The sequence below is a fragment of the Gemmatimonadota bacterium genome (assembly GCA_026706845.1).
Lineage (GTDB): Bacteria > Latescibacterota > UBA2968 > UBA2968 > UBA2968 > VXRD01.
Window position 1 is genome coordinate 1 of the sequence record JAPOXY010000118.1, and the last position, 19200, is coordinate 19200.

15 protein-coding genes and 1 tRNA gene are annotated in these 19200 nt (G+C 51.0%); 13 read left to right on the forward strand and 3 right to left on the reverse strand.

From position 1 onward, the window contains the following. Positions 1–305 precede the first annotated feature (305 nt). The 4 genes from mutL to OXG87_11560 all read left to right on the forward strand — a co-directional run bounded on the left by mutL (position 306) and on the right by OXG87_11560 (position 3995). Positions 306–2099: a DNA mismatch repair endonuclease MutL gene (gene mutL, locus OXG87_11545; protein ID MCY3870183.1), complete on the forward strand. Its 1794-nt coding sequence runs from the start codon at positions 306–308 to the stop codon at positions 2097–2099. Between the two features lie 2 nt (positions 2100–2101). Beyond that, the gene (miaA, locus tag OXG87_11550) at positions 2102–3022 is read left to right on the forward strand and encodes a tRNA (adenosine(37)-N6)-dimethylallyltransferase MiaA (protein ID MCY3870184.1); all 921 of its coding nucleotides are present in this window, start codon (positions 2102–2104) and stop codon (positions 3020–3022) included. A gap of 41 nt (positions 3023–3063) precedes the next feature. Continuing rightward, positions 3064–3139: transfer RNA gene (locus OXG87_11555), tRNA-Gly, on the forward strand. 109 nt (positions 3140–3248) lie between these two features. Beyond that, positions 3249–3995, forward strand: a complete 747-nt coding sequence (locus OXG87_11560; GenBank protein MCY3870185.1) for a hypothetical protein — start codon at positions 3249–3251, stop codon at positions 3993–3995. On the opposite strand, the gene OXG87_11565 is transcribed toward OXG87_11560, so the two are convergent. Continuing rightward, the gene (locus OXG87_11565) at positions 3992–5233 is read right to left on the reverse strand and encodes an MFS transporter (protein MCY3870186.1); all 1242 of its coding nucleotides are present in this window, start codon (positions 5231–5233) and stop codon (positions 3992–3994) included. The genes OXG87_11560 and OXG87_11565 overlap by 4 nt on opposite strands. 45 nt (positions 5234–5278) lie before the next feature. On the opposite strand from OXG87_11565, the gene OXG87_11570 reads away from it, so the two are divergent. From OXG87_11570 to OXG87_11590, 5 genes are all read left to right on the forward strand, one after another. Then, complete coding sequence (locus tag OXG87_11570; GenBank protein ID MCY3870187.1) at positions 5279–6010, forward strand: sulfite exporter TauE/SafE family protein; 732 nt, start codon at positions 5279–5281, stop codon at positions 6008–6010. A gap of 123 nt (positions 6011–6133) precedes the next feature. Continuing rightward, the gene (gene metH, locus OXG87_11575; GenBank protein MCY3870188.1) at positions 6134–9790 is read left to right on the forward strand and encodes a methionine synthase; all 3657 of its coding nucleotides are present in this window, start codon (positions 6134–6136) and stop codon (positions 9788–9790) included. Between the two features lie 33 nt (positions 9791–9823). Beyond that, positions 9824–10156 carry a DUF433 domain-containing protein gene (locus OXG87_11580; protein ID MCY3870189.1) on the forward strand — a complete coding sequence of 111 codons (333 nt, stop codon included), beginning with the start codon at positions 9824–9826 and terminating at the stop codon, positions 10154–10156. Positions 10157–10224: 68 nt separating this feature from the next. Further along, entirely contained in the window at positions 10225–10809 is a 585-nt protein-coding gene (locus tag OXG87_11585) for a hypothetical protein (GenBank protein MCY3870190.1), read from the forward strand. Between the two features lie 108 nt (positions 10810–10917). Then, on the forward strand, positions 10918–11736 hold the full coding sequence (locus OXG87_11590; GenBank protein MCY3870191.1) for a nucleotide-binding protein: 819 nt from the start codon (positions 10918–10920) through the stop codon (positions 11734–11736). Positions 11737–11870: 134 nt separating this feature from the next. Here the strand turns inward: OXG87_11590 and OXG87_11595 are convergent, their stop codons facing one another. Both OXG87_11595 and OXG87_11600 read right to left on the reverse strand, forming a co-directional pair. After that, on the reverse strand, positions 11871–12197 hold the full coding sequence (locus tag OXG87_11595) for a putative addiction module antidote protein (protein ID MCY3870192.1): 327 nt from the start codon (positions 12195–12197) through the stop codon (positions 11871–11873). After that, a complete protein-coding gene (locus OXG87_11600; GenBank protein ID MCY3870193.1) occupies positions 12190–12528 on the reverse strand; it encodes a type II toxin-antitoxin system RelE/ParE family toxin in 339 nt (112 codons plus the stop codon). The genes OXG87_11595 and OXG87_11600 overlap by 8 nt, the downstream gene beginning before the upstream one ends. A 57-nt stretch (positions 12529–12585) precedes the next feature. Between OXG87_11600 and OXG87_11605 the strand changes: the two genes are divergently transcribed. From OXG87_11605 to OXG87_11620, 4 genes are all read left to right on the forward strand, one after another. Next, positions 12586–13194 (forward strand): NAD(P)H-dependent oxidoreductase, encoded by a 609-nt coding sequence (locus tag OXG87_11605; GenBank protein ID MCY3870194.1) that lies wholly within the window; start codon positions 12586–12588, stop codon positions 13192–13194. Positions 13195–13385: 191 nt separating this feature from the next. Further along, positions 13386–14798 (forward strand): pyruvate kinase, encoded by a 1413-nt coding sequence (gene pyk, locus OXG87_11610; protein MCY3870195.1) that lies wholly within the window; start codon positions 13386–13388, stop codon positions 14796–14798. Between the two features lie 101 nt (positions 14799–14899). Continuing rightward, complete coding sequence (locus tag OXG87_11615; GenBank protein ID MCY3870196.1) at positions 14900–16603, forward strand: BamA/TamA family outer membrane protein; 1704 nt, start codon at positions 14900–14902, stop codon at positions 16601–16603. Positions 16604–16724: 121 nt separating this feature from the next. Beyond that, positions 16725–19200, forward strand: a 2476-nt coding sequence (locus tag OXG87_11620; protein MCY3870197.1) for a hypothetical protein, incomplete at its 3' end; no start/stop codon positions are given.

A 19200-nucleotide genomic window follows, 5' to 3' on the forward strand; every position in this document is an offset into this window, starting at 1 on the left:
AATCCTGCACTGGAAAAATCTCCTTGGGATGGAAGATGGTATAACTTAAAGAAATTATTTTTTAAGTCAAACCCATTGGGGCTAACTCATACCGATCAAGCGGTATTTGAAGGAATCCCTTGATTCAGATTTGTAAAAATGCTATATTTGCGTCGAAGCTTGTGCTTCACAAAAAAACGCCTTGAATCTGCATGAGGGTAGCCCCGCAGGAAGTTTTCCGCTGTTTTAACACCGGGACTTCGACAAACATTTCGGCGCCCGGCGGGTTAGGCGTTTTTTGTTTTTTTTTCACTTCTATCTTCAATATGCCCAATCAAATTCGCATACTCCCGGACGAGATTGCCAACCGCATTGCTGCTGGAGAAGTGGTTGAGCGGCCGGCATCTGTCGCAAAAGAACTGATTGAGAACTCAGTGGATGCGGGATCGGACCGCATTGTCGTCGAAATTGCTGCTGGCGGCAAAGAGAGCCTGCGGGTCAGTGATAATGGATGCGGGATGTCCCGCGATGACGCGCTTTTGGCACTTGAACGACACGCGACGAGCAAAATTCAAAGTCTGGACGATCTGAAAGGGTTGCTCACGCACGGATTCAGGGGCGAGGCATTGCCCAGTATTGCCGCTGTTTCGCGCATGACCCTTGAAACTCGCCTGGTAGATGCGGTTGAAGGAACGCGAATCTCCGTGGTGGGCGGGCGCGTGCAGGATGTATCCGCGATTGGCCGCGGGCAAGGTACGGCTGTTACATTGCACGGCTTATTTTTCAATGTGCCCGCCAGGCGAAAATTTCTCAAAAGTGTCGATACAGAATTCCGGCATATTGTGAACGCGGTAACGGCTATGGCCATGGCGTATCCCGAGATCGGATTTGACCTCAAGCACAATGGACGCCAGGTGCTACAACTGGGAAGGTCGCGCTTTGAGCGGCGGGCAGAGCAGATATTTGGCGTGCGATATGGCGCAGATGCCATCGGTGTTGAGAACAAGGCGAGCGGGATTGAGGTTCAAGGCTTTGTGGGCAAGCCCGAGTCCGCGCGAAAATCCGGTGCCCAACAGGTTTTGATTGTCAATAATCGATGGGTGCAACACAAAGCCATCGCTTTCGCAGTTTACGAAGGATATGGCGGGCTTTTGCCCAAGGGGCTTGCGCCAGCGTATTGCCTCTGTCTGAACATTGATCCAGCGCGTGTGGATGTCAATGTCCATCCTTCAAAGCGCGAGGTTCGCTTTGCCGATGAGCGGACAATTTACGGCCTGATCACCCAGGCGGTTCAGCAATCGCTGCGCGGCGCAGATCTAATCCCGGAAATGGCCGATGCTATTATGCCCGTGGCAGATACGCCTGTGAGCATCGCAGAATCTCCTGAGATCACTTATCAGCCCGGACAGCCCAAAGTTGGCGGACAACCCCAGATGGCATTGCCGCTAACAGTGAGAATGTCGTCGGGCAAGGCAAAGCGGGGAACCGGGGTTAATGCCGATGATCTCGATGAAGAGGATTTTGCCCGGGTTTCCGTATGGCAATTGCACAGCAAGTACATTTTGGCGCATATTAAAAATGGTTTGATTGCGATTGACCAGCAGGTTGCCCACCAGAGGATTTTGTACGAACGCGCCATTGACAATATGCATACCCGCCCCGCGACGAGTCAGCGGCTGCTGTTTCCACTTACACTCAATTTTGGTGTCAAAGAAATTCTCATTGTGCGCGAGGCAATGCCCCTGTTGGAAAAAATGGGGTTTGGCATTCGCGATTTTGGGGGACATACGGTGGTTGTCGATGCCATTCCCATGGGGCTGAGAACCTGGCAAGACGGGCAGCTTTTGAGAGATATGGTTCGCGATATGGCCGAAGCCGAGCAAGCAACTTCTGTTTCGCTTTCCGGGCAAGCGCGGCAGATTGCGCCCGAGGAACATCGGCTCGCATCGGTTTATGCCTGGCACACGTCAATTCGCACTGGTGAGGATTTATCGACAGAGGAAATGCGTGCGCTTATCGATCAATTGTTCGCAACGCGAGAACCTTTCGTCAGCCCTTATGGCAGGCCAACACTCGTTAAGATCGGGCTGGATGAAATTGACAATCGGTTTAAGCGGTAGTCATGGCTTCGCTCCGCGATATTCTGGTGATTGCTGGGCCAACAGCATCGGGTAAAACGGCTGTGGGCATTGAACTCGCGCAGAGACTAAATGGCGAGATTATATCGGCAGATGCGCGTCAAATTTATCGTTTTATGGATATTGGGACGGCGAAGCCGACAACTGAAGAACGGGCTGCAGCACGCCATCATCTCATCGACTTTGTGAATCCCGATGAAGATTATAGCGCGGGGCAATTTGCCGAAGATGCATCTGCTGTAATTGGAGATATTCTGCGTCGCGGCAAGGTGCCCATTGTCGTTGGGGGAGCGGGGTTGTATATTCGCGCGTTGTTCGATGGCTTTTCACCCATGCCGAAAATTCCGATAGAGATTCGCGCGCGATTGAAGGAAGAGGGGAGAGAGTGTCTTCCCACCCTATATGAAAGGCTGTGCGAGGTCGATCCGGAATGGGCTGCAAAAATTCAGGCAACGGATACACAACGCATTCTGCGCGGCCTGGAGGTCTATGAAGCATCGGGCAAACCGCTTTCTGAATATCAGAAGGTGTCGCCAATGCCGCCGATTCGCCATAAGGCATCTTATTTTGGTTTGTGCTGGGAGCGCGAAGTACTCTATGAGCGGATCAATACGCGCGCGTGTCTTATGCTCGAGAATGGCCTGATTAAAGAGGCAAAAAGTCTCCGCGATAGGGGATATACTCCCGATCTAAACGCGCTCAATGCGTTTGGGTACCGGGAAATATTTCAATACCTCGATGGTGAGACGACGCTTGATCGCGCGCTTGCCGATTTGCAACAGGGTACGCGACGCTATGCCAAACGACAGATGACTTTTTTTCGTAGGGATAAGCGCTTCAGGTGGGTGGATGGTAGTGATGGCGATGTGGCAACTGCCATCTTGCAAAACCTTGAAACATGTTGACATCACCTGGGAACCCCTGTAAATTGGCTATTCCTTGCGGAGCGGGAATAACTCAGTTGGTAGAGTGCAAGCTTCCCAAGCTTGATGTCGCGGGTTCGAGTCCCGTTTCCCGCTCCAAAAAATAATGAAAAATCACGGGCAATCTCAAAGCGGGTTGTCCGTTCTTTTTGTTTTATGTATTGAATAAACCCAATCGGTGCAATTTATTGCGTCCGAAGGAGTTTTGATGGATAATGAAATTCGCATCCACTATGTCAGCCATTTTCTCAAGCTGAGTTTGTGGTATGCGAGATTTCTGATGTCGCGGGAGGGGATTGGGTTTGAAAATGCGATTACTTCTCGGGCTAATGTGTATCGCAATACGGATTTTTTCGATGGCGAAAACCATCCGGCGCGGGGGTATGAAGACCCTGATTGGGACACCTGTCTGAAGGGTTTGAAGGCCATTTTTGATCGTTGCGAGGGCGAGGCATGGGAGGAAGAGGGACTCGCCTATTTGTGGCCCCGCGTGAAGAAGGGTTATAGCAGACCCTCGACAAAGGGCCGTCCGTACGCATGCTGGACGTATGACGATGGCGAGGATTATATCGCGATCCACATTGGCAATGTGTATCAGCCCAAATCGCCTCTGAGTGAAATGCGAGATGCATTTATGGGCACATTGCTGCAATTGTTAAAGGATACGCAGCAGCGACGCTCCGATGTGAAGACTGTGAGGTGTGGCAGTTGGCTCAATTCTGCGCCGCCATTTCAAGATCTATTTCCCAAAACCTGGCGCGAGAGCGCGATAGTGAGTCCAAAAGCGGGATATACGATGGGGCATTGGGGACAGTTTATGGATCGCACGGGGCGGTTTCATATAAAAAATGGGGCGCATTTGCGGGCAACAGGGGAGTTTCTCTATCCCTGTTCGACCTGTTATGCGCCGATTGATGAGATTGTGGCGCATCTGGAGGCTATGGTGAGGGGTTAGACAGGTTGTTTTTCCAGAGTCTCGGGAACGAGAAAGAGGAAAATACCCGCTGCGGTAAGGCCAATGCCTGCAATAGCCAGAGCAGCGGGCGATAGGCCGAGGAAGTCGGCGACATAACCGACGCATACGGGGCCAGACATGCGCCCGCCATCGCCTATGAGGCGCCAGAGGCCCAAAAATTCGCTCAGGGCATCGCGGGGTGCAAGGTCGGCACCCAGGGTCATCATGGCTCCAGAACTGAGGCCATTGCCAAATCCGAGCAGACTGGCGGCGAACAAGAGGGCGATAAATTCTCCTGTGATGAGGCCAATAGAGAAAAAGGGTAGATTCAGGTGGGGAGCAAAGGGTTCTGTGAGTGGAATAAGTGCCATGCCAATGGCTTGTAGTGCAAAGCTGGGAACATTGGCGAATTTGCGTCCAAAGCGATCCATGATGACCCCGGCGGGATAGAACATCATCATGTCGATAAAGCCCGAGATTGTCATGATGAGGCCGATTTGTTCATAGCCCAGGTCGAGGACTTCGGCGCCGTAAAGCGGTATGATAATATAGCGACCACTGCGAATGGTTTGGGCAAAGAGTTGACCTGTGCCTGCGGTGATCAGATTTTTGCTGTGGGCGCGAAAGATATTGGCGAAGTGTCGCGCAAGGCCGTGTTGCGGTGGCGATACGCGCTTGCGGGAAGCCTCAACGGCGATTGCCGCGACTACTGCGGCTAAGAGTGAGATGCCGCCATAAACGAGGAATGGATATCTTACGGAGGCGACAGAGGCAATATAGCCGCCGATGACAGGTCCCAAAAAGGTGCCGATGCGGCTGATGCCACCAAATACAGAGAGAGCGCGGCCCCTCTGGTGGACTGCTGTGGCATCGGCCAAATAAGCATACCGCGAGATGTCCCAAAGTGCGCCGCCTATTCCGCCCACAAAGCGCAGCAGGAATACCACAAAGATAGAGGGAGCAAAAAAGAGGCCTGCGCCGCAAAGTGCAACTGTTATTACTCCCAATAGCATCGCGGATTTGCGACCGATGCGGTTGAGCACCATGGCCGCGGGCAGGTCGCCAAAGAGGTGGCCGATACCTTCGGCAGCGAGCACGAGACCGACGAGGCCGTAGGAAATGTCAAACGATTTGGCGTAGAGTGGCAATATGGGGACGAGCAGGCCACTGCCCAGTCTGAGTAAAAATGTGGGGATAAAGACGGGGAGGATAAGGGGGTTGCGGATGATTGCGTTCATTGAGGTAAAAAACAAAAATAAGAGGCAAAAAGCAACCACTACACAATGGATTTTCCAATACGCGAAATATGCTATGCGAGCAGTATTTTTTGGATTGCGGGTAGCTTGCAGGGGTTGACCGGGTTTGGGTTTAACCTGCTTTCTATACCGGCGATGGTTTTGTGGTTTCCCGCACAGGTGGTTGTGCCCGGGGTTTTGATGTCTTATTTGCCTTTGGGCACGGGGCAATTTATTCAACTCCGGCGGGATGTGGATTGGAAGGTACTGGGGATGATTGTGGGGAGTGCGATTGTGGGCATGCCTGTCGGCGCGCTTGTTTTACGCGATACAGATGCAGAGGTGATGAAGCGCGCCATTGGTCTGGCGATGGTGGTATTGGCAATTGTTTTGCAGTTGCGACCGGGTAATCCCTTTCGACACGACGCACTGACCTGTTTGAGTGTGGGTATGTTCAGCGGTTTTTTGTCGTCCAGTATCGGTGTATCTGGACCGCCTATCGTTCTGTTTGGGCTGAAACAGCGCTGGCCGCAGGCGATGATGCGCGCAACGCTTCTGACCTGTTTTTTGTGTACTTCCACGTTGAGTCTCTGCGTGTTGTGGGCAGTAGGGGTGTTGACGATTGAGAGTTTGCAATTTGTCCTCTGGGGTGCGCCGGGTTTGATTTTGGGATTTTTGACCGCGACTTATCTCCGCGCACGGGTTCACCAGGTGGCGGTGTTTCGCTGGATTTCGATTGGGATGGTAATGGCCGGCGGATTGGCCGCGGCGATTTTTTGATGATGGGCAAGTGCGTGCCTGTTAGTTGATTAAACTCAACGGCCTGTTGATTGGTCAGGCACGCTATTTATTTTATCTTTGTCTTCGACGTTTTCCTGTTCAACCGAATAAGAGAAAAGATGTATGCATGATATAGAGACAACCATTCGCAACTTGATGTCAGAGCGCATTTTGCTGCTTGATGGGGCAATGGCTACGATGATTCAGGCTTATGATCTGGACGAGCGGGCGTTTCGAGGCGAGGACTTTGGCGATCATCCCGTTGATGTAAAAGGGTGTAGCGATCTTTTGTGTCTGACGCAGCCGCATTTGATCGCGGATATCCATCGGCGATTTTTGGATGCTGGAGCGGATATTATCGAGACGAATACGTTTAATGCCACGCCGATTTCAATGGCGGAGTATCAGCTTCAGGACCGGGTTTATGATCTCAATGTGGCAGCCGCACAGGTTGCGCGAAAAGTAGCGGATAAGGTGACAAAACAAAATCCAGATAAGCCGCGATTTGTTGCGGGTGCTCTGGGACCAACGAGTTGTACGCTTTCACTCTCGCCCAATGTGAATGATCCGGCTTTTCGCACGCATACATTTGAAGATGTGGTCAATGGGTATTACGCGCAGGTCGAGGGCTTGATGGCTGGCGGTGTGGATCTCATCCTGGTGGAGACGGTGTTCGATACGCTCACAGCCAAAGCCGCACTATTTGCCGTGTCGCGTTATTTTCTGGATCACGGCGTGAAAGTGCCCGTGATGATTTCTGGCACGGTGGCCGATCAAAGCGGCCGCACGTTGTCCGGACAGACGATAGAGGCATTCTGGTTGTCGGTGGCGCACGCGCAGCCCTTGAGCGTGGGGATTAACTGCGCTCTGGGTGCGCGAGAAATGCGGCCTTATGTGGAGGCTTTGTCGCATTTTGCACCGGCGTTTATGAGTTGTTATCCCAATGCGGGTTTGCCCAATGAGTTTGGGGAATACGACGATTCTCCGGGCCACATGGCGGGTATTTTGGGCGATTTTGCCGCGCAGGGTTGGCTCAATATCGTGGGTGGATGTTGTGGTACCACGCCCGAATATATTGCTGCGATTGCCGAAGCTGTATCCGATAAGGCGCCGAGAAAAATTCCCGAGCGGCCTTCTGTGTCGCGGTTCAGCGGTTTAGAGCCGATGATCATTTATCCGGATTCCAATTTTATTATGATTGGCGAGCGCACCAATGTGACGGGGTCGCGGCGGTTTGCGCGGTTGATCAAAACGGGTGATTATGCGGCAGCACTGGCAGTTGCGCGGGAGCAGGTGGCTGGTGGGGCGAATATGATCGATGTCAATATGGATGAGGGATTGCTCGACTCAAAAGATGCTATGGCGAGGTTTTTGAAGCTGATCGCGGGCGAACCCGATATTGCGCGCGTGCCAATTGTGATTGACAGTTCTGATTTTGAAGTGATCGAAGCTGGGTTGAAATGCGTACAGGGCAAGGCGATTGTCAATTCCATAAGTTTGAAAGAAGGCGAGGCAGTTTTTAAGTCACAGGCGGAGACTGTGTTGCGCTACGGTGCTGCGGTTGTGGTGATGGCGTTTGATGAGAAGGGGCAGGCGACATCAATTGAAGATAAGGTGCGGATTTGCCAGCGCGCATATCGCATTTTGACCGAAGATGTGGGGATGGATGCGTCGGATATTATTTTTGATCCGAATATTTTGACCGTTGCAACGGGTATTGAAGAGCACAACGATTATGCGGTCAATTTTATCGAGGCCATAAGGCAGATCAAAGACCTGTGTCCGGGTGCGAAAACGAGCGGTGGTGTGAGCAATATTTCGTTCTCATTTCGGGGCAATGATTACGTGCGAGAAGCGATTCACGCGGCTTTTTTGTACCACGCCATTCAAGCGGGTCTGGATATGGGCATTGTCAATGCCGGGCAGTTGATGGTGTATGAAGAAATCCCCGAGAAGTTGCGCGTGCTGATTGAAGATGTGTTGTTCAACAGGCGGAAAGATGCGACGGAAAGGCTGGTGGATTTCGCCGAGTCTGTGCGGTCAGAGGGCAGGAGCCGTCAAAAAGACGATGCATGGCGGCAGGGATCGGTTGAAGATCGCTTGAAGCACGCGTTGTTGCACGGGCAGTCAGAGCATCTGGAAGAGGATTTGGAAGAGGCGCTTGGCAAGTACAAACCCCTGGAGATGATCGAAGGTCCATTGATGGACGGGATGAATGTGGTGGGCGATTTGTTTGGCGCAGGCAAAATGTTTTTGCCCCAGGTGGTCAAAACAGCGCGGGTGATGAAGCAGGCGGTGGCGTATCTCGAGCCTTTGATGGAAGAGGAGAAAGCAGGCGGCCGGGCGCGGGGCAAGGTTCTGATGGCGACGGTGAAGGGCGATGTTCACGATATTGGCAAGAATATCGTGGGCGTGGTTTTAGGGTGCAATAATTACGAGGTGATCGACCTGGGTGTGATGGTACCCGCGGATCGCATTTTGAAAGTCGCGCGAGAAAAAGAGGTCGATATCATCGGGCTGAGCGGTTTGATCACACCGTCGCTCAATGAGATGGTCCACGTCGCACGGGAGATGCAGCGCGAGGAGTTTGACGTGCCCCTTTTAATTGGGGGAGCGACCACGAGCCGCAGGCATACGGCGGTGAAAATTGCGCCGGTTTACGATTATGCTACCGTGCATGTTGTGGATGCATCGCGTGCAACAGGTGTGGTGGGTACGCTGTTGAATGCCGAGCAACGCGACGAGTATGTACGGGCAAATCGCAAATCGCAGCAGCGGGCATTGGCCGAGTTTGACATTTCTCGTAGGCCGCTTATTTCGTATTCGGATGCTCTATCGCGTCGCCAGATGTTTGATTGGGCACAGTTTGATCTTCCCAAGCCCAAGTTTACGGGTGTGCAGGATTTGTGTGATTTCCCGATTTCTCAATTGGTCAATTTTATCGATTGGGGACCGTTTTTCCACGCATGGGAGTTGCGGGGCAGTTATCCGAAGATATTGAATGATCCGAACAAGGGCGCAGAGGCGCGCAAATTATTCGACGATGCTCAGGCGATGCTCCAGGCGATTGTGGATGAGGGATGGATCCAGGCACAGGCTGTGTACGGATTTTTCCCTGCAAATGCCGATGGCGACGATATTGTCGTGTTTGAAGATGAGCGCAGAGATGCCGAGCGAGCACGTTTGCCCATGTTGCGCCAGCAGCAGGAAAAACGCACGGGAGGACCGTATTTTTCACTGGCCGATTTTGTCGCACCAGCCGGATACGCAGATTATATCGGGGCGTTTGCCGTAACTGCGGGATTGGGCGTTGACGCAAAAGCAGCGGCGTTTAAACACGCGCTGGATGATTATAATGCCATTTTGCTCCAGGCTTTAGCGGATCGCCTGGCCGAGGCATTTGCCGAGTTTTTGCACGCGAAGGCGCGGAAAGATTGGGGCTATGGTCTGGACGAAGTGTTGAGCAATGAGGATTTGATCAGGGAGAGGTATCGCGGTATTCGCCCCGCGCCGGGTTATCCCGCTTGTCCGGATCACACAGAGAAGCAGACTTTGTTTGATTTGCTCGGGGTTGAGCGAGAGACGGATATTCGGTTGACGGAGAATTTTGCGATGTCCCCAGCAGCTTCGGTCAGCGGGTGGTATCTCGCACATCCCGATGCGCGCTATTTTGCCGTGGGCAAGATCGACGCGGATCAAGTGGCCGATTACGCACGGCGCAAGGGAATGCAGATGGCAGAGATGGAACGCTGGCTGGCGCCTAATTTGGGGTATAAGTAGTGAAAGGTAAAAAGTATCCGCAGATGGACGCAGATGAAAGATGAGAATATGAACAAGGCTTATGTTGAACGACGCGATGAAGGCTATTGGATTGCTAATAGTCGGGTCTCTCTGGATACCATTGTTTATGCTTTTCTGGATGGTCAATCTCCTGAGAGCATTGCCCAATCGCTTCCTGTACTGACACTCGAACAAGTCTATGGAGCTATTGCGTTCTATCTTGCTCATCGATCAGAAATTGAGACATATCTTGAGCAATCGAAAGCAGATTTCGAGACAAAACGAACAGCATCTCGGAAATCAGACCCCATGTTCTATCAGAAATTAGCAGATGCACAGAGTCGCGTTGAGACGATTCATAAATGAGTATGACATGAGCAAAAATTCTGATGATTCTGAAAAGGTTAGTTGGTGGACGAATCGCTGGGAAATTTATGGCTATTGTGACTTGTATTGGTGCAATAGTTACAATGTATATAAATCTGTCCCCAAGTGGCCCTGATTTAGTAGGATATGGTTGGCACACAACCTTGTATTACCCACCCCAATTTGAGGCAGCACGCGATAGTCTAAAAAATAGAACTTCTTTGCACTACCTATATGATTTCATTGTGGAAAGAGACTCTACTATATCCCAAGATTCTTTACAACGTATTGTTTCTGAACTCTCAGATTCGATTCAAGCTGTCTTTGAGGAAGACTTTGTCTATTATCGAGGCTATGTGATCATCAAAATACGAAACGAAGGAGATAGAGTAGCGTCAGATATTGTTCTCGATATTCCACGTCGCGGAATCGCTCTTATTAATCATCCAGACACAGTCCAATATGTAACTCCGGTAGATAGAAATGTGTCCTTGAATAACCTTAGACCAGGCAACATTGTTGAAGTGCGGATCTGGACAGAGCATCATATATTTACAGCGGACGAAGGCACTCTCCAGATCACATACGATAGAGGGGTCGGGAGTATAGCCTTTAGCAAAGAATTTTCAGGAATTTGGAGAATCTATCAATGATTAGCTCAAATACATCATTTTTTAGCTGCTTTGTCCTTGTGGGAATTACTGATTTATGGGCTATTAGGACTCCAAAGCAAAACATAGGAAGACATGTTTGAGAAAATAATGACAAGACCACCAAAAGACAAAGCGATACAACGCCTTCAAAAGGCACTTAACGCAATAGAGGATCTTAAGCAACAGCAACGCCGTAGCAGTTCACCTGAGTTTCAGAAATGGGACCGTAACACCGAAATTGCCATTGCCAACACATTTGGAGAGAACTCCCGCCATGTAAGCGACTTCACCTCGATCAGCTACGTACCACCAATAGCAACTTCAGGCATGACAGGATCAGACTACCATGGATGGTATATCAGCGGGCTAGAGCAGGCTACTTCCGTTTTGCAATCAATGATTGAAGAGGTCGAGGAGTATTGGGAGGATGACTCATTAGCCGCCGGAGTTTCAACATCAGATAATAAGACAAGTCCAGAACACCTGCGTGATGTTTTCATAATTCATGGACGCGACGACGGCACGAAAGAAATCGTCGCTCGATTTATCGAGCGACTCGGGCTAAAGCCTATTATCCTTCATGAAGAACCCAACCAGGGGCAAACGATTATTGAGAAGTTTGAACAACATGCTGAGGTTGCATTCGCAATTGCTCTCCTCACCCCGGACGATACTGGTGGCCTGGCAGACAAAGAACAGCCTCATAAGCCACGCGCACGCCAAAATGTCATTTTTGAATTTGGATATTTTATGGGCAAGTTAGGCCGCCAGCGAGTTTGTGCGTTAAAAAAGGAGAATGTCGAGACACCTTCCGACTATGACGGTGTGTTATATATTCCCTTTGATGAATCGGGCGCCTGGAGGATGAAACTCGTGGGAGAGTTGAAGACCGCGGGACTCGACGTTGATGCAAATCGGGCATTCTGATCGTCGTGGAACAAGTCTTTGGAATTTACCAAGTTTTTGCCCACCAATCTTTAGTCCTACAAAATCAATTGATTGTGCTAACTATCTGGACGAGAACAAGTTGTGCATTCGAGGGGCTTTCCCGTCGTGCTGGGCTACAACTTGATACAATCTAACCTCAGCCGAAACCCCAGGGCGGAGATAATAGCCATCAGATTGTCGAGTTTAGGTTTGCTGCGACTTGAAAGCACGCGGTAGAGATGTTCGCGGTTCAGTCCGGCACGTTCTGCCAATGCACCAACACCACCTTGCGCCTGGGCGACATCGCGTAAGGCCAATAACAGCCCATCCGTCTCACCGCTTGCTTCACACTCATCCAGTGCGACTTCCAGATAAGCCCGAGCTTCTTCAGGGTCTTTGAGCGCTTTTATCAGTCCCTCTTCATAACTGACCGTGTGTTTCAAAACCTGTTTTTTAGTCATGGCTGCGGCTCCTCAAATCCTGCCAATACATTTTGGCACGTTCAATGTCGCGGCGTTGTGAGCGTTTGGTACCACCGCAGAGCAATATTACAACCACTCTTTCAAGTTCTCCATAATACACGCGGTACCCTGGACCGTAGTGGATTCTCAGTTCAAATACGCCTTCGCCCACAGGTTCGGCATCGCCTATAGTACCCAATCGCACGCGATTGATTCGGTTGCGGATGATCGCTCGTGCTTTTCTATCTCTGAGAGATTGCAACCAATCCTCAAAGGGCACGCGCCCTTGAGGGGAAACATAATTGCGTACCGTTCTGGGAAGTACGTTCATATTCAAAATGTAGCGTACACGCTACAAAAAGTAAACTAAAAATAGCAGGAAAACAGCATGCATGTTTATATCGTATTTGCGCATCCGAGTAGGCGGTCTTTTACAGGTGATGTGCTCGCAGAGTTTTGTCGCGGATTGGAGGATGGGGGCCACTCATATCAGATAGGTGATTTGTACGAAATGGATTTCAGGACCGATATGAATCTGGACGAATACAACCGGGAGATGAATGTCTATGGTAATCGTCCGGATTTGCCCGTTCCACCGGATGTGCAGGCTGAACATGCAAAGATTGAGAAGGCCGATGGTCTGGTGTTCATATTTCCGGTTTGGTGGAGTGATTGTCCGGCAAAATTAAAGGGGTGGTTTGATCGGGTCTGTGTCTGTGGATATACGTATGTGTATGAGAACGAGGAATATGCGATATCTGGACTCGAGATTGATAGGGCGTTGGTCTTGTGTACTGCGGGTCACACACTTGAGCATCTCGAAGAAACCGGTATCTTAGAGAGTATGAGATGTATCTATCTCAATGATCGTCTTCGTCCTGAAATAGGTGTGGCACAGACGGATATGGTTGTGTTGGGAGGAATGACAGAAGGCGTAGAGAGCATAAGGCAGGAGAATCTCGAACAGGCTTATCAGTTAGGAAAGGAGTTTTGCTGAAAGTATTCCATATATATTATTGTCCACCAGCTATTTATCCCCACAAGTTCAATTGATTTTGTGGGGATTTTTTATTTTTACTAAACTATTTTTTTTGAAAAACATTTGATGTGTTTGACTGAGCGTCGTATTATTGGGAAAATAAACGTGTGATAGATAAGGCTGAATTAACCGCTGAAAAGGCTTAAACAATGCGCAGAGCGAAAATTGTGAGTACACTGGGTCCTGCGAGTTCATCGGAGCGCGTGATAGAGCAACTGATCGGGGCGGGGGTGGATGTTTTTCGGCTCAATTTTTCACACGGTACGCGAGACGAACATGCGGAGAATGTTGGGCGCATTCGGCAGATTGCGGATAACATGCAGCGCAGTATCGCCATTTTGCAGGATTTGCAGGGTCCAAAAATTCGGGTGGGGAAACTCGCAGAGGATCCGATTGAATTGAAAGAAGGCAGCAGGCTGACGGTGACGACCCGCGAAGTTCCAGGCGATGCCGAGTGTGTATCGACAACTTATACGAGATTGCCCCGAGATGTGAAGCCAGCGGATCGCATTTTGCTCGACGACGGGCACATTGAGTTGCTGGTGCGCGAGGTCTATGGCTCGGATGTCGTGTGTGAGGTTGTGGTGGGTGGACTATTAAAATCCAATAAGGGCATCAATTTGCCTGGGGTACAGGTCAGTGCGCCTTCTCTGACAGTCAAAGATCGAGAGGACCTGGATCTGGGGATCGAATTGGGTGTGGATTATATTGCCCTGTCTTTTGTGCGGGAACCCGACGATGTACGAGAGGTTCAACATATTATTGAACGGGCAGAGAAAGAGATCCCGGTTATTGCGAAGCTGGAACGCGCCGAAGCCGTTGATCATCTCGAAGATATTCTCGATGTGGCCGATGGCGTGATGGTTGCGCGGGGCGATCTGGGTGTGGAATTATCACCTGAAGACGTGCCGGTGATCCAGAAACGCGTGATTTCGGCGGCCAACCGCGGGGGGGTATTCGTGATTACGGCTACGCAGATGCTGGAGTCTATGACCGATCACCCGCGGCCCACGCGCGCCGAGGCATCAGATGTAGCCAATGCGATTTTTGATGGTACCGATGCGGTGATGCTGTCTGGCGAGACTGCAATTGGCAAATATCCCGTTCAAACCGTGCAAATGATGGCGCGGATTGTTGAAAAGGCCGAAGCGAGTATGGAACTGGCGCCGCCAATTTTGAATCTGGATTCGCTCTCTTTTCCCGATGCGATTGGACAAGCCGCCGCTGCGGTATCAACGGCAGTATCGCCCAAAGCCATTGTCGCATTTACCCAATCGGGATCCACAGCACGTCTGATTTCAAAGCGCAGACCGCGCACGCCGATTATTGCATTTACGCCCAGCGCGCGGATATGTCGGCGGTTGTGCTTGTGCTGGGGCGTTGAACCCCGTCAAATTACGCTGATTGATGATACGGATCGCATGGTTGCCGAAGTTGAAGCGCGTTTGCTCTCTGAGGGCAATGTGCGTTTTGGAGATACGCTGGTAATCCTGGCCGGTGCGCCCATCACGGCGCGGGCCGAGACCAATTTGCTGAAATTGCATCGGGTTGGGGAAATATAGATATTACTCGGTTTCTAATTTTCATGACTTATTGTGACAGAATGTATTACAATGATTTCTTAAAGGTCCTCAGATCGAGGGCCTGTTTTATACTGGCCGCTATGATGGTCGTTATACCGGCTCATGGGGAAACGCCATCTGATGACCCCATTGTGAGATGGCTCTACATTTCGGGGCATCGGGCGATTTGGGGAGGTGAACTAAAAGCACTGATGATCACGCGCGCTTCGCCATGGTACGATTTTCTGCCCCGGGTCCATGCGCGCAGATACGATCCTTTGACTCTTGCCTCTGATCTGGAAAAATTGCGAGCGCATTATCGCGATCTGGGATATTTGGCTGTATCAGTGCATTCGACTATAGAGCAGCTTAGCGCAGATGAGATCGGGCTGGGGGTACACATTACAGAAGGACCTTTGACGCAGATTTCCAGGGCTTCGGTAATTGGCGGAGAAGACAGTGAGAACGATTTTGGACGGCTCGAGGGCAAGCCACTATCGCGAGAACTTGTGGACCAGGGCCTGTTGCAAGTTGTAAGCGGGTTGCGGAATAAGGGCTATGCGTTTGCGCGAGCCGAGATCGAGACGACGATTGTGGCACAACAGGCAGAACTCATCCTAAAACTCACACCTGGTCCCGTATGCTCTCTAAGTGCTGTTCACATATCGGGCAACAAAGCTGTGTCTGTGAACACCATCTCGCGCGGATTGACATTTCAATCGGGCGAGCTATTCAGCGAAGAGGCGTTGCAGAAGAGTCAGCACCTGCTCTACCGCGCAGGGGTGTTCCGATCTGTGGCTCTGGTCTTAAAGGATAGCTCTAAAAATCGGGTGGATGTGGATGTGCGCGTGTCTGAGCGACCTTTTCAAGCGTTGCGTCTGGGTGTGGGATATGATACGGATGAAGACTTGTGGGTATCTGGGGCGTGGACCCATCGCAATTTTAGTGGGGGTGCTCGTCAACTCAAACTGTCTGGGCGGATTTCTGGGAAGAATAGGGAAACAGTGCTGGGTCTGCGGCAGCCGTATTTTATCAGCAGCAACAATTGGTTGAATATCAGCGGGTTTGTGCAGCGCGAACGGCAGGCAGCGTTTGTACAGGATGAGTTGGGAGGAAATTTATCTCTTGAGCGAAATATTACAACGACAGCGGATTTGATCGCTCAGTTCAGCGGTGGTGTGGTTGATTTTTCAGCCGACAGCTCGTTTGCCGAGATCAAGGTCGGTTTGCTCATAGACACTCGCGACGATATTTTTGATCCGCAATCGGGTATGCTCGCACAATTCGCAGTGCGCGAACGCGGGCAGTTTCTCGGGTCCGATAGCGAATTTTTGCAGGCAACAGCAGAGGGACGATGGTTTCGCCGCATACCCTTGCGAAGTGTGCTGGCACTGCGCGTGCAGGGGGGCGTGATTTTTGAACTGGGCAAGGCGGGTAACGTACCCAATGTCGAGCGGTTTTTTGCGGGGGGACTCAATAGTGTGCGAGGGTGGGGATTAGATAAATTAGGACCAAAAGACCATCAGGGCGAGCCAACGGGCGGTTTGAGCCGCGTGGAAATGAGTATGGAGATTCGAACACAGATCTTTTTTTCACTGGGTACAGCCATTTTTGTAGATGCGGGCAATGTCGATGCGAAATCGGGGGCGTTTAATCCCGGATTGCTTAAGTACGCCGTAGGCGCGGGGCTTCGATATTTGAGTCCGGTTGGTCCCGTGAGATTTGATGTGGGATATCGCCTTTCGGATGATAGTACTGTACAGAAACGCATTCAGTATCACATCAGTTTGGGACAGGCGTTTTGAATCCGCAGATGGACGCAGATGGACGCAGATGGACGCAGATGAGAGGCGAGAGGCAAAGAGAGACTGCTTAGTTGGGTGGCCTGCGTCCGCCCTGAAAAGAATAAAATAGAGACTATTTGAGATGAGCAAGCGAGCGAAATCAATAATCTGGATCCTGGTCGGCACAGGCATTGTTCTGGCGGTGGGAGCAATACTGGTCGCAGGTGGCTATGCCAATGGTTTTTTGCGTGGGTTGGCACAGCGCGCCCTGTCCTGGCAAGAGGAGGAAATTTGTTTAATTGGTGAGATTCAAGGCAATCCGCTGGGGGATTGTCGCATTGTGGATGTGCAGATCGGAGATTGGGTGCGTGTGGATACGCTCGATGTGACGTACGGTTTTTGGAACCTGCTAATTGGTAAAGTTGTCGTTCATCAATTGAGGTTGTCGGGGATTGAGATGAGGATCGATGCTTCTGACGAAGAGACCGAGACGCCGGGGTGGGATGTTTCGCCACCTCTGGATTTAGCTATCGAGTCGCTGGAGATTGCGGATGCCAATGTTGTAGTTGGAGATACACAGGTGCGCGATATCGCGCTAAAGGGCGCTATTTTTGCGAGAGAAGCTGAGTGTCGTTTGGTCCTGGAGCGTTTTCGTTCGGTGCAATTCGATCCGCCACTGGAAGTGACCAATCTGTCTGGTATTGCCATTTTACAGTCCGATCACTTGCAATTGAACGATGTGGCGTTGCACACCCACGGCTCTCGCATTTTGTTGAGCGGATCAATGCGACAATTGGATAACCCCGAGGTTGATCTCATTGTAGAGGCCGATTCTCTATGGCTGACAGAGCTCAGGACTCTGGTCGATCTCCCCACACGCGCTATGCAGATGCGTGGAAACGTGAAAGGTAGTCTGCAATCCCTTGTTACAGAATTGGTTATGAAGGACAAAGAAGTTTCTATTGCATTTAATGGCGTCCTGGGGCTTGCGCCGTTTGATGTGCGAGGAGACGCTGTTTTTGAGATCGAGACAGATGACCTCATCTCGTTGGGATACACGGGATTTGATGCTGATTTACCTCGTATCATTACAAGTCTGGATGGGATAATCACTTTCGCGGTGAATTCCTCGGGTGTGGAGAGTGCCGTTGCTGAGGGTGTTTTTCGGCGCGTGCAGTTTGGAGATGCCCGATTCGATTCCGTGCGTTTTGCCCTCAATTTGGCAAATGACCTGTTGCGAACCCAGATCACCGCTAATGGTCCAAGTGGCAACGTAGTAAGTAGCGGAGAAGCGCAGTTGACCACCTGGGATGGCGAGTGGGAAATGCGATTCCGCGATCTATATGCTGAACATTTTCCCGGCGTGCCCGAAAAGGTAGGGCGAACGGCGGGACGTATTGATGGCGCAAGATATGTAGATCAACGGCTTTTTATCGATCATTTTGAGACGTATTTGCAGAATTGGGGAACGCGCGTCAATGGAAATGGGCAATTGCATTTTGAAGGAGAAAAGCCAGCTATTGCGGGGAATATCCAGGTGGAGGTCGCGTTGCCCCGTTTGACGGGCACAAATAAGTGGGGTACATCGCTGACGCTTGCGGGTGATGTGGATGGTATCACAGGTGACGGTTTGACCGTCGAATTGGCGGGGAATATCGCGGGCAATGCGGCGGCTGATAGTTTGCGCATTTCTGCATTGGTCAATTCTGAGGGGAGATCTGATATTCGCGCGGATCTGTCGGGCCCGGGTGGGGTGTTTTCCACTCAGGGGCATATTGATCGGCATGTTGAGGGCCAATGGCTGATGGATTTACAGGATTTAGAGGCGATAGGTGAGGTGGTGGGTGTGGATTTATCGGGGATGTTGGCTCTATCGGGCACCTGGTCGGGAACGTTGGATACGCCTGGTTTTTTTGCACAAGGCAGTGCAGATAGCCTTGTCGTGGCGGGTATTCCGCTACAAAACCTTGCGATAGAGACGCAGTGGACGCGACCTGATTCGGGCACTATGAACCTGCAAGTAGATCGTTTGACCTGGGGTGAACGTTCATTGCAGGAGGTGTTTTTTGAGGCGGTGTACGCACATGGCGAAATATCATTTTTGTTGGGCAATGGCGCGCAAGTAGATGACCGGATCCTTTTTCAGGGACGCGCAGGGCAAAAGGAAGATCATTTGCAGGTGGCGATGGATTCGCTGTACGTTAAGGTCGATCAGGTGGTGTTGCATAACGAGGGACCTGTTCAGTTTGCATATTCGCCATCTCACGGCATTCACATCGGACATTTTGTGCTATCGGGGCCAGCGGGGCGTCTGGACGCGCAAGATCAACAGGGCTTTCAGGCGACGGTAGAAGTGTTGTTGAAAGATCTGGACTTGCGCCCCTGGGCATTTTTGGCGGGTGCTTCAGGTATGGGGGGTATTCTCAATGGTGAAGTGCTTTTTGCTGGCACATTGACCGATCCCCTGATTTTTTTTCAATTCGCTCTTGCAAAGGGCGAAATATCGGGTGTGGGATTCGATAGTGCCGCAGGAGAGGTATCTCTGGGCAATGACAGGATACACCTTGAGATGAAGTTATCCCCGATAGAGATGAGGTGCTGGCACTGTTTGGCAGCCT

Bases quoted from the DNA above. Each gene is read 5' to 3' on its own strand.
- OXG87_11560 (MCY3870185.1), top strand. From the start codon at position 3,249: ATGGATAATGAAATTCGCATCCACTATGTCAGCCATTTTCTCAAGCTG.
- miaA (MCY3870184.1), top strand. From the start codon at position 2,102: ATGGCTTCGCTCCGCGATATTCTGGTGATTGCTGGGCCAACAGCATCG.
- metH (MCY3870188.1), top strand. From the start codon at position 6,134: ATGCATGATATAGAGACAACCATTCGCAACTTGATGTCAGAGCGCATT.
- OXG87_11565 (MCY3870186.1), bottom strand. From the start codon at position 5,233: ATGAACGCAATCATCCGCAACCCCCTTATCCTCCCCGTCTTTATCCCC.
- OXG87_11600 (MCY3870193.1), bottom strand. From the start codon at position 12,528: ATGAACGTACTTCCCAGAACGGTACGCAATTATGTTTCCCCTCAAGGG.
- OXG87_11595 (MCY3870192.1), bottom strand. From the start codon at position 12,197: ATGACTAAAAAACAGGTTTTGAAACACACGGTCAGTTATGAAGAGGGA.
- pyk (MCY3870195.1), top strand. From the start codon at position 13,386: ATGCGCAGAGCGAAAATTGTGAGTACACTGGGTCCTGCGAGTTCATCG.
- OXG87_11605 (MCY3870194.1), top strand. From the start codon at position 12,586: ATGCATGTTTATATCGTATTTGCGCATCCGAGTAGGCGGTCTTTTACA.
- OXG87_11570 (MCY3870187.1), top strand. From the start codon at position 5,279: ATGGATTTTCCAATACGCGAAATATGCTATGCGAGCAGTATTTTTTGG.
- OXG87_11580 (MCY3870189.1), top strand. From the start codon at position 9,824: ATGAAAGATGAGAATATGAACAAGGCTTATGTTGAACGACGCGATGAA.
- OXG87_11615 (MCY3870196.1), top strand. From the start codon at position 14,900: ATGATGGTCGTTATACCGGCTCATGGGGAAACGCCATCTGATGACCCC.
- OXG87_11585 (MCY3870190.1), top strand. From the start codon at position 10,225: ATGGCTATTGTGACTTGTATTGGTGCAATAGTTACAATGTATATAAAT.
- OXG87_11590 (MCY3870191.1), top strand. From the start codon at position 10,918: ATGACAAGACCACCAAAAGACAAAGCGATACAACGCCTTCAAAAGGCA.
- mutL (MCY3870183.1), top strand. From the start codon at position 306: ATGCCCAATCAAATTCGCATACTCCCGGACGAGATTGCCAACCGCATT.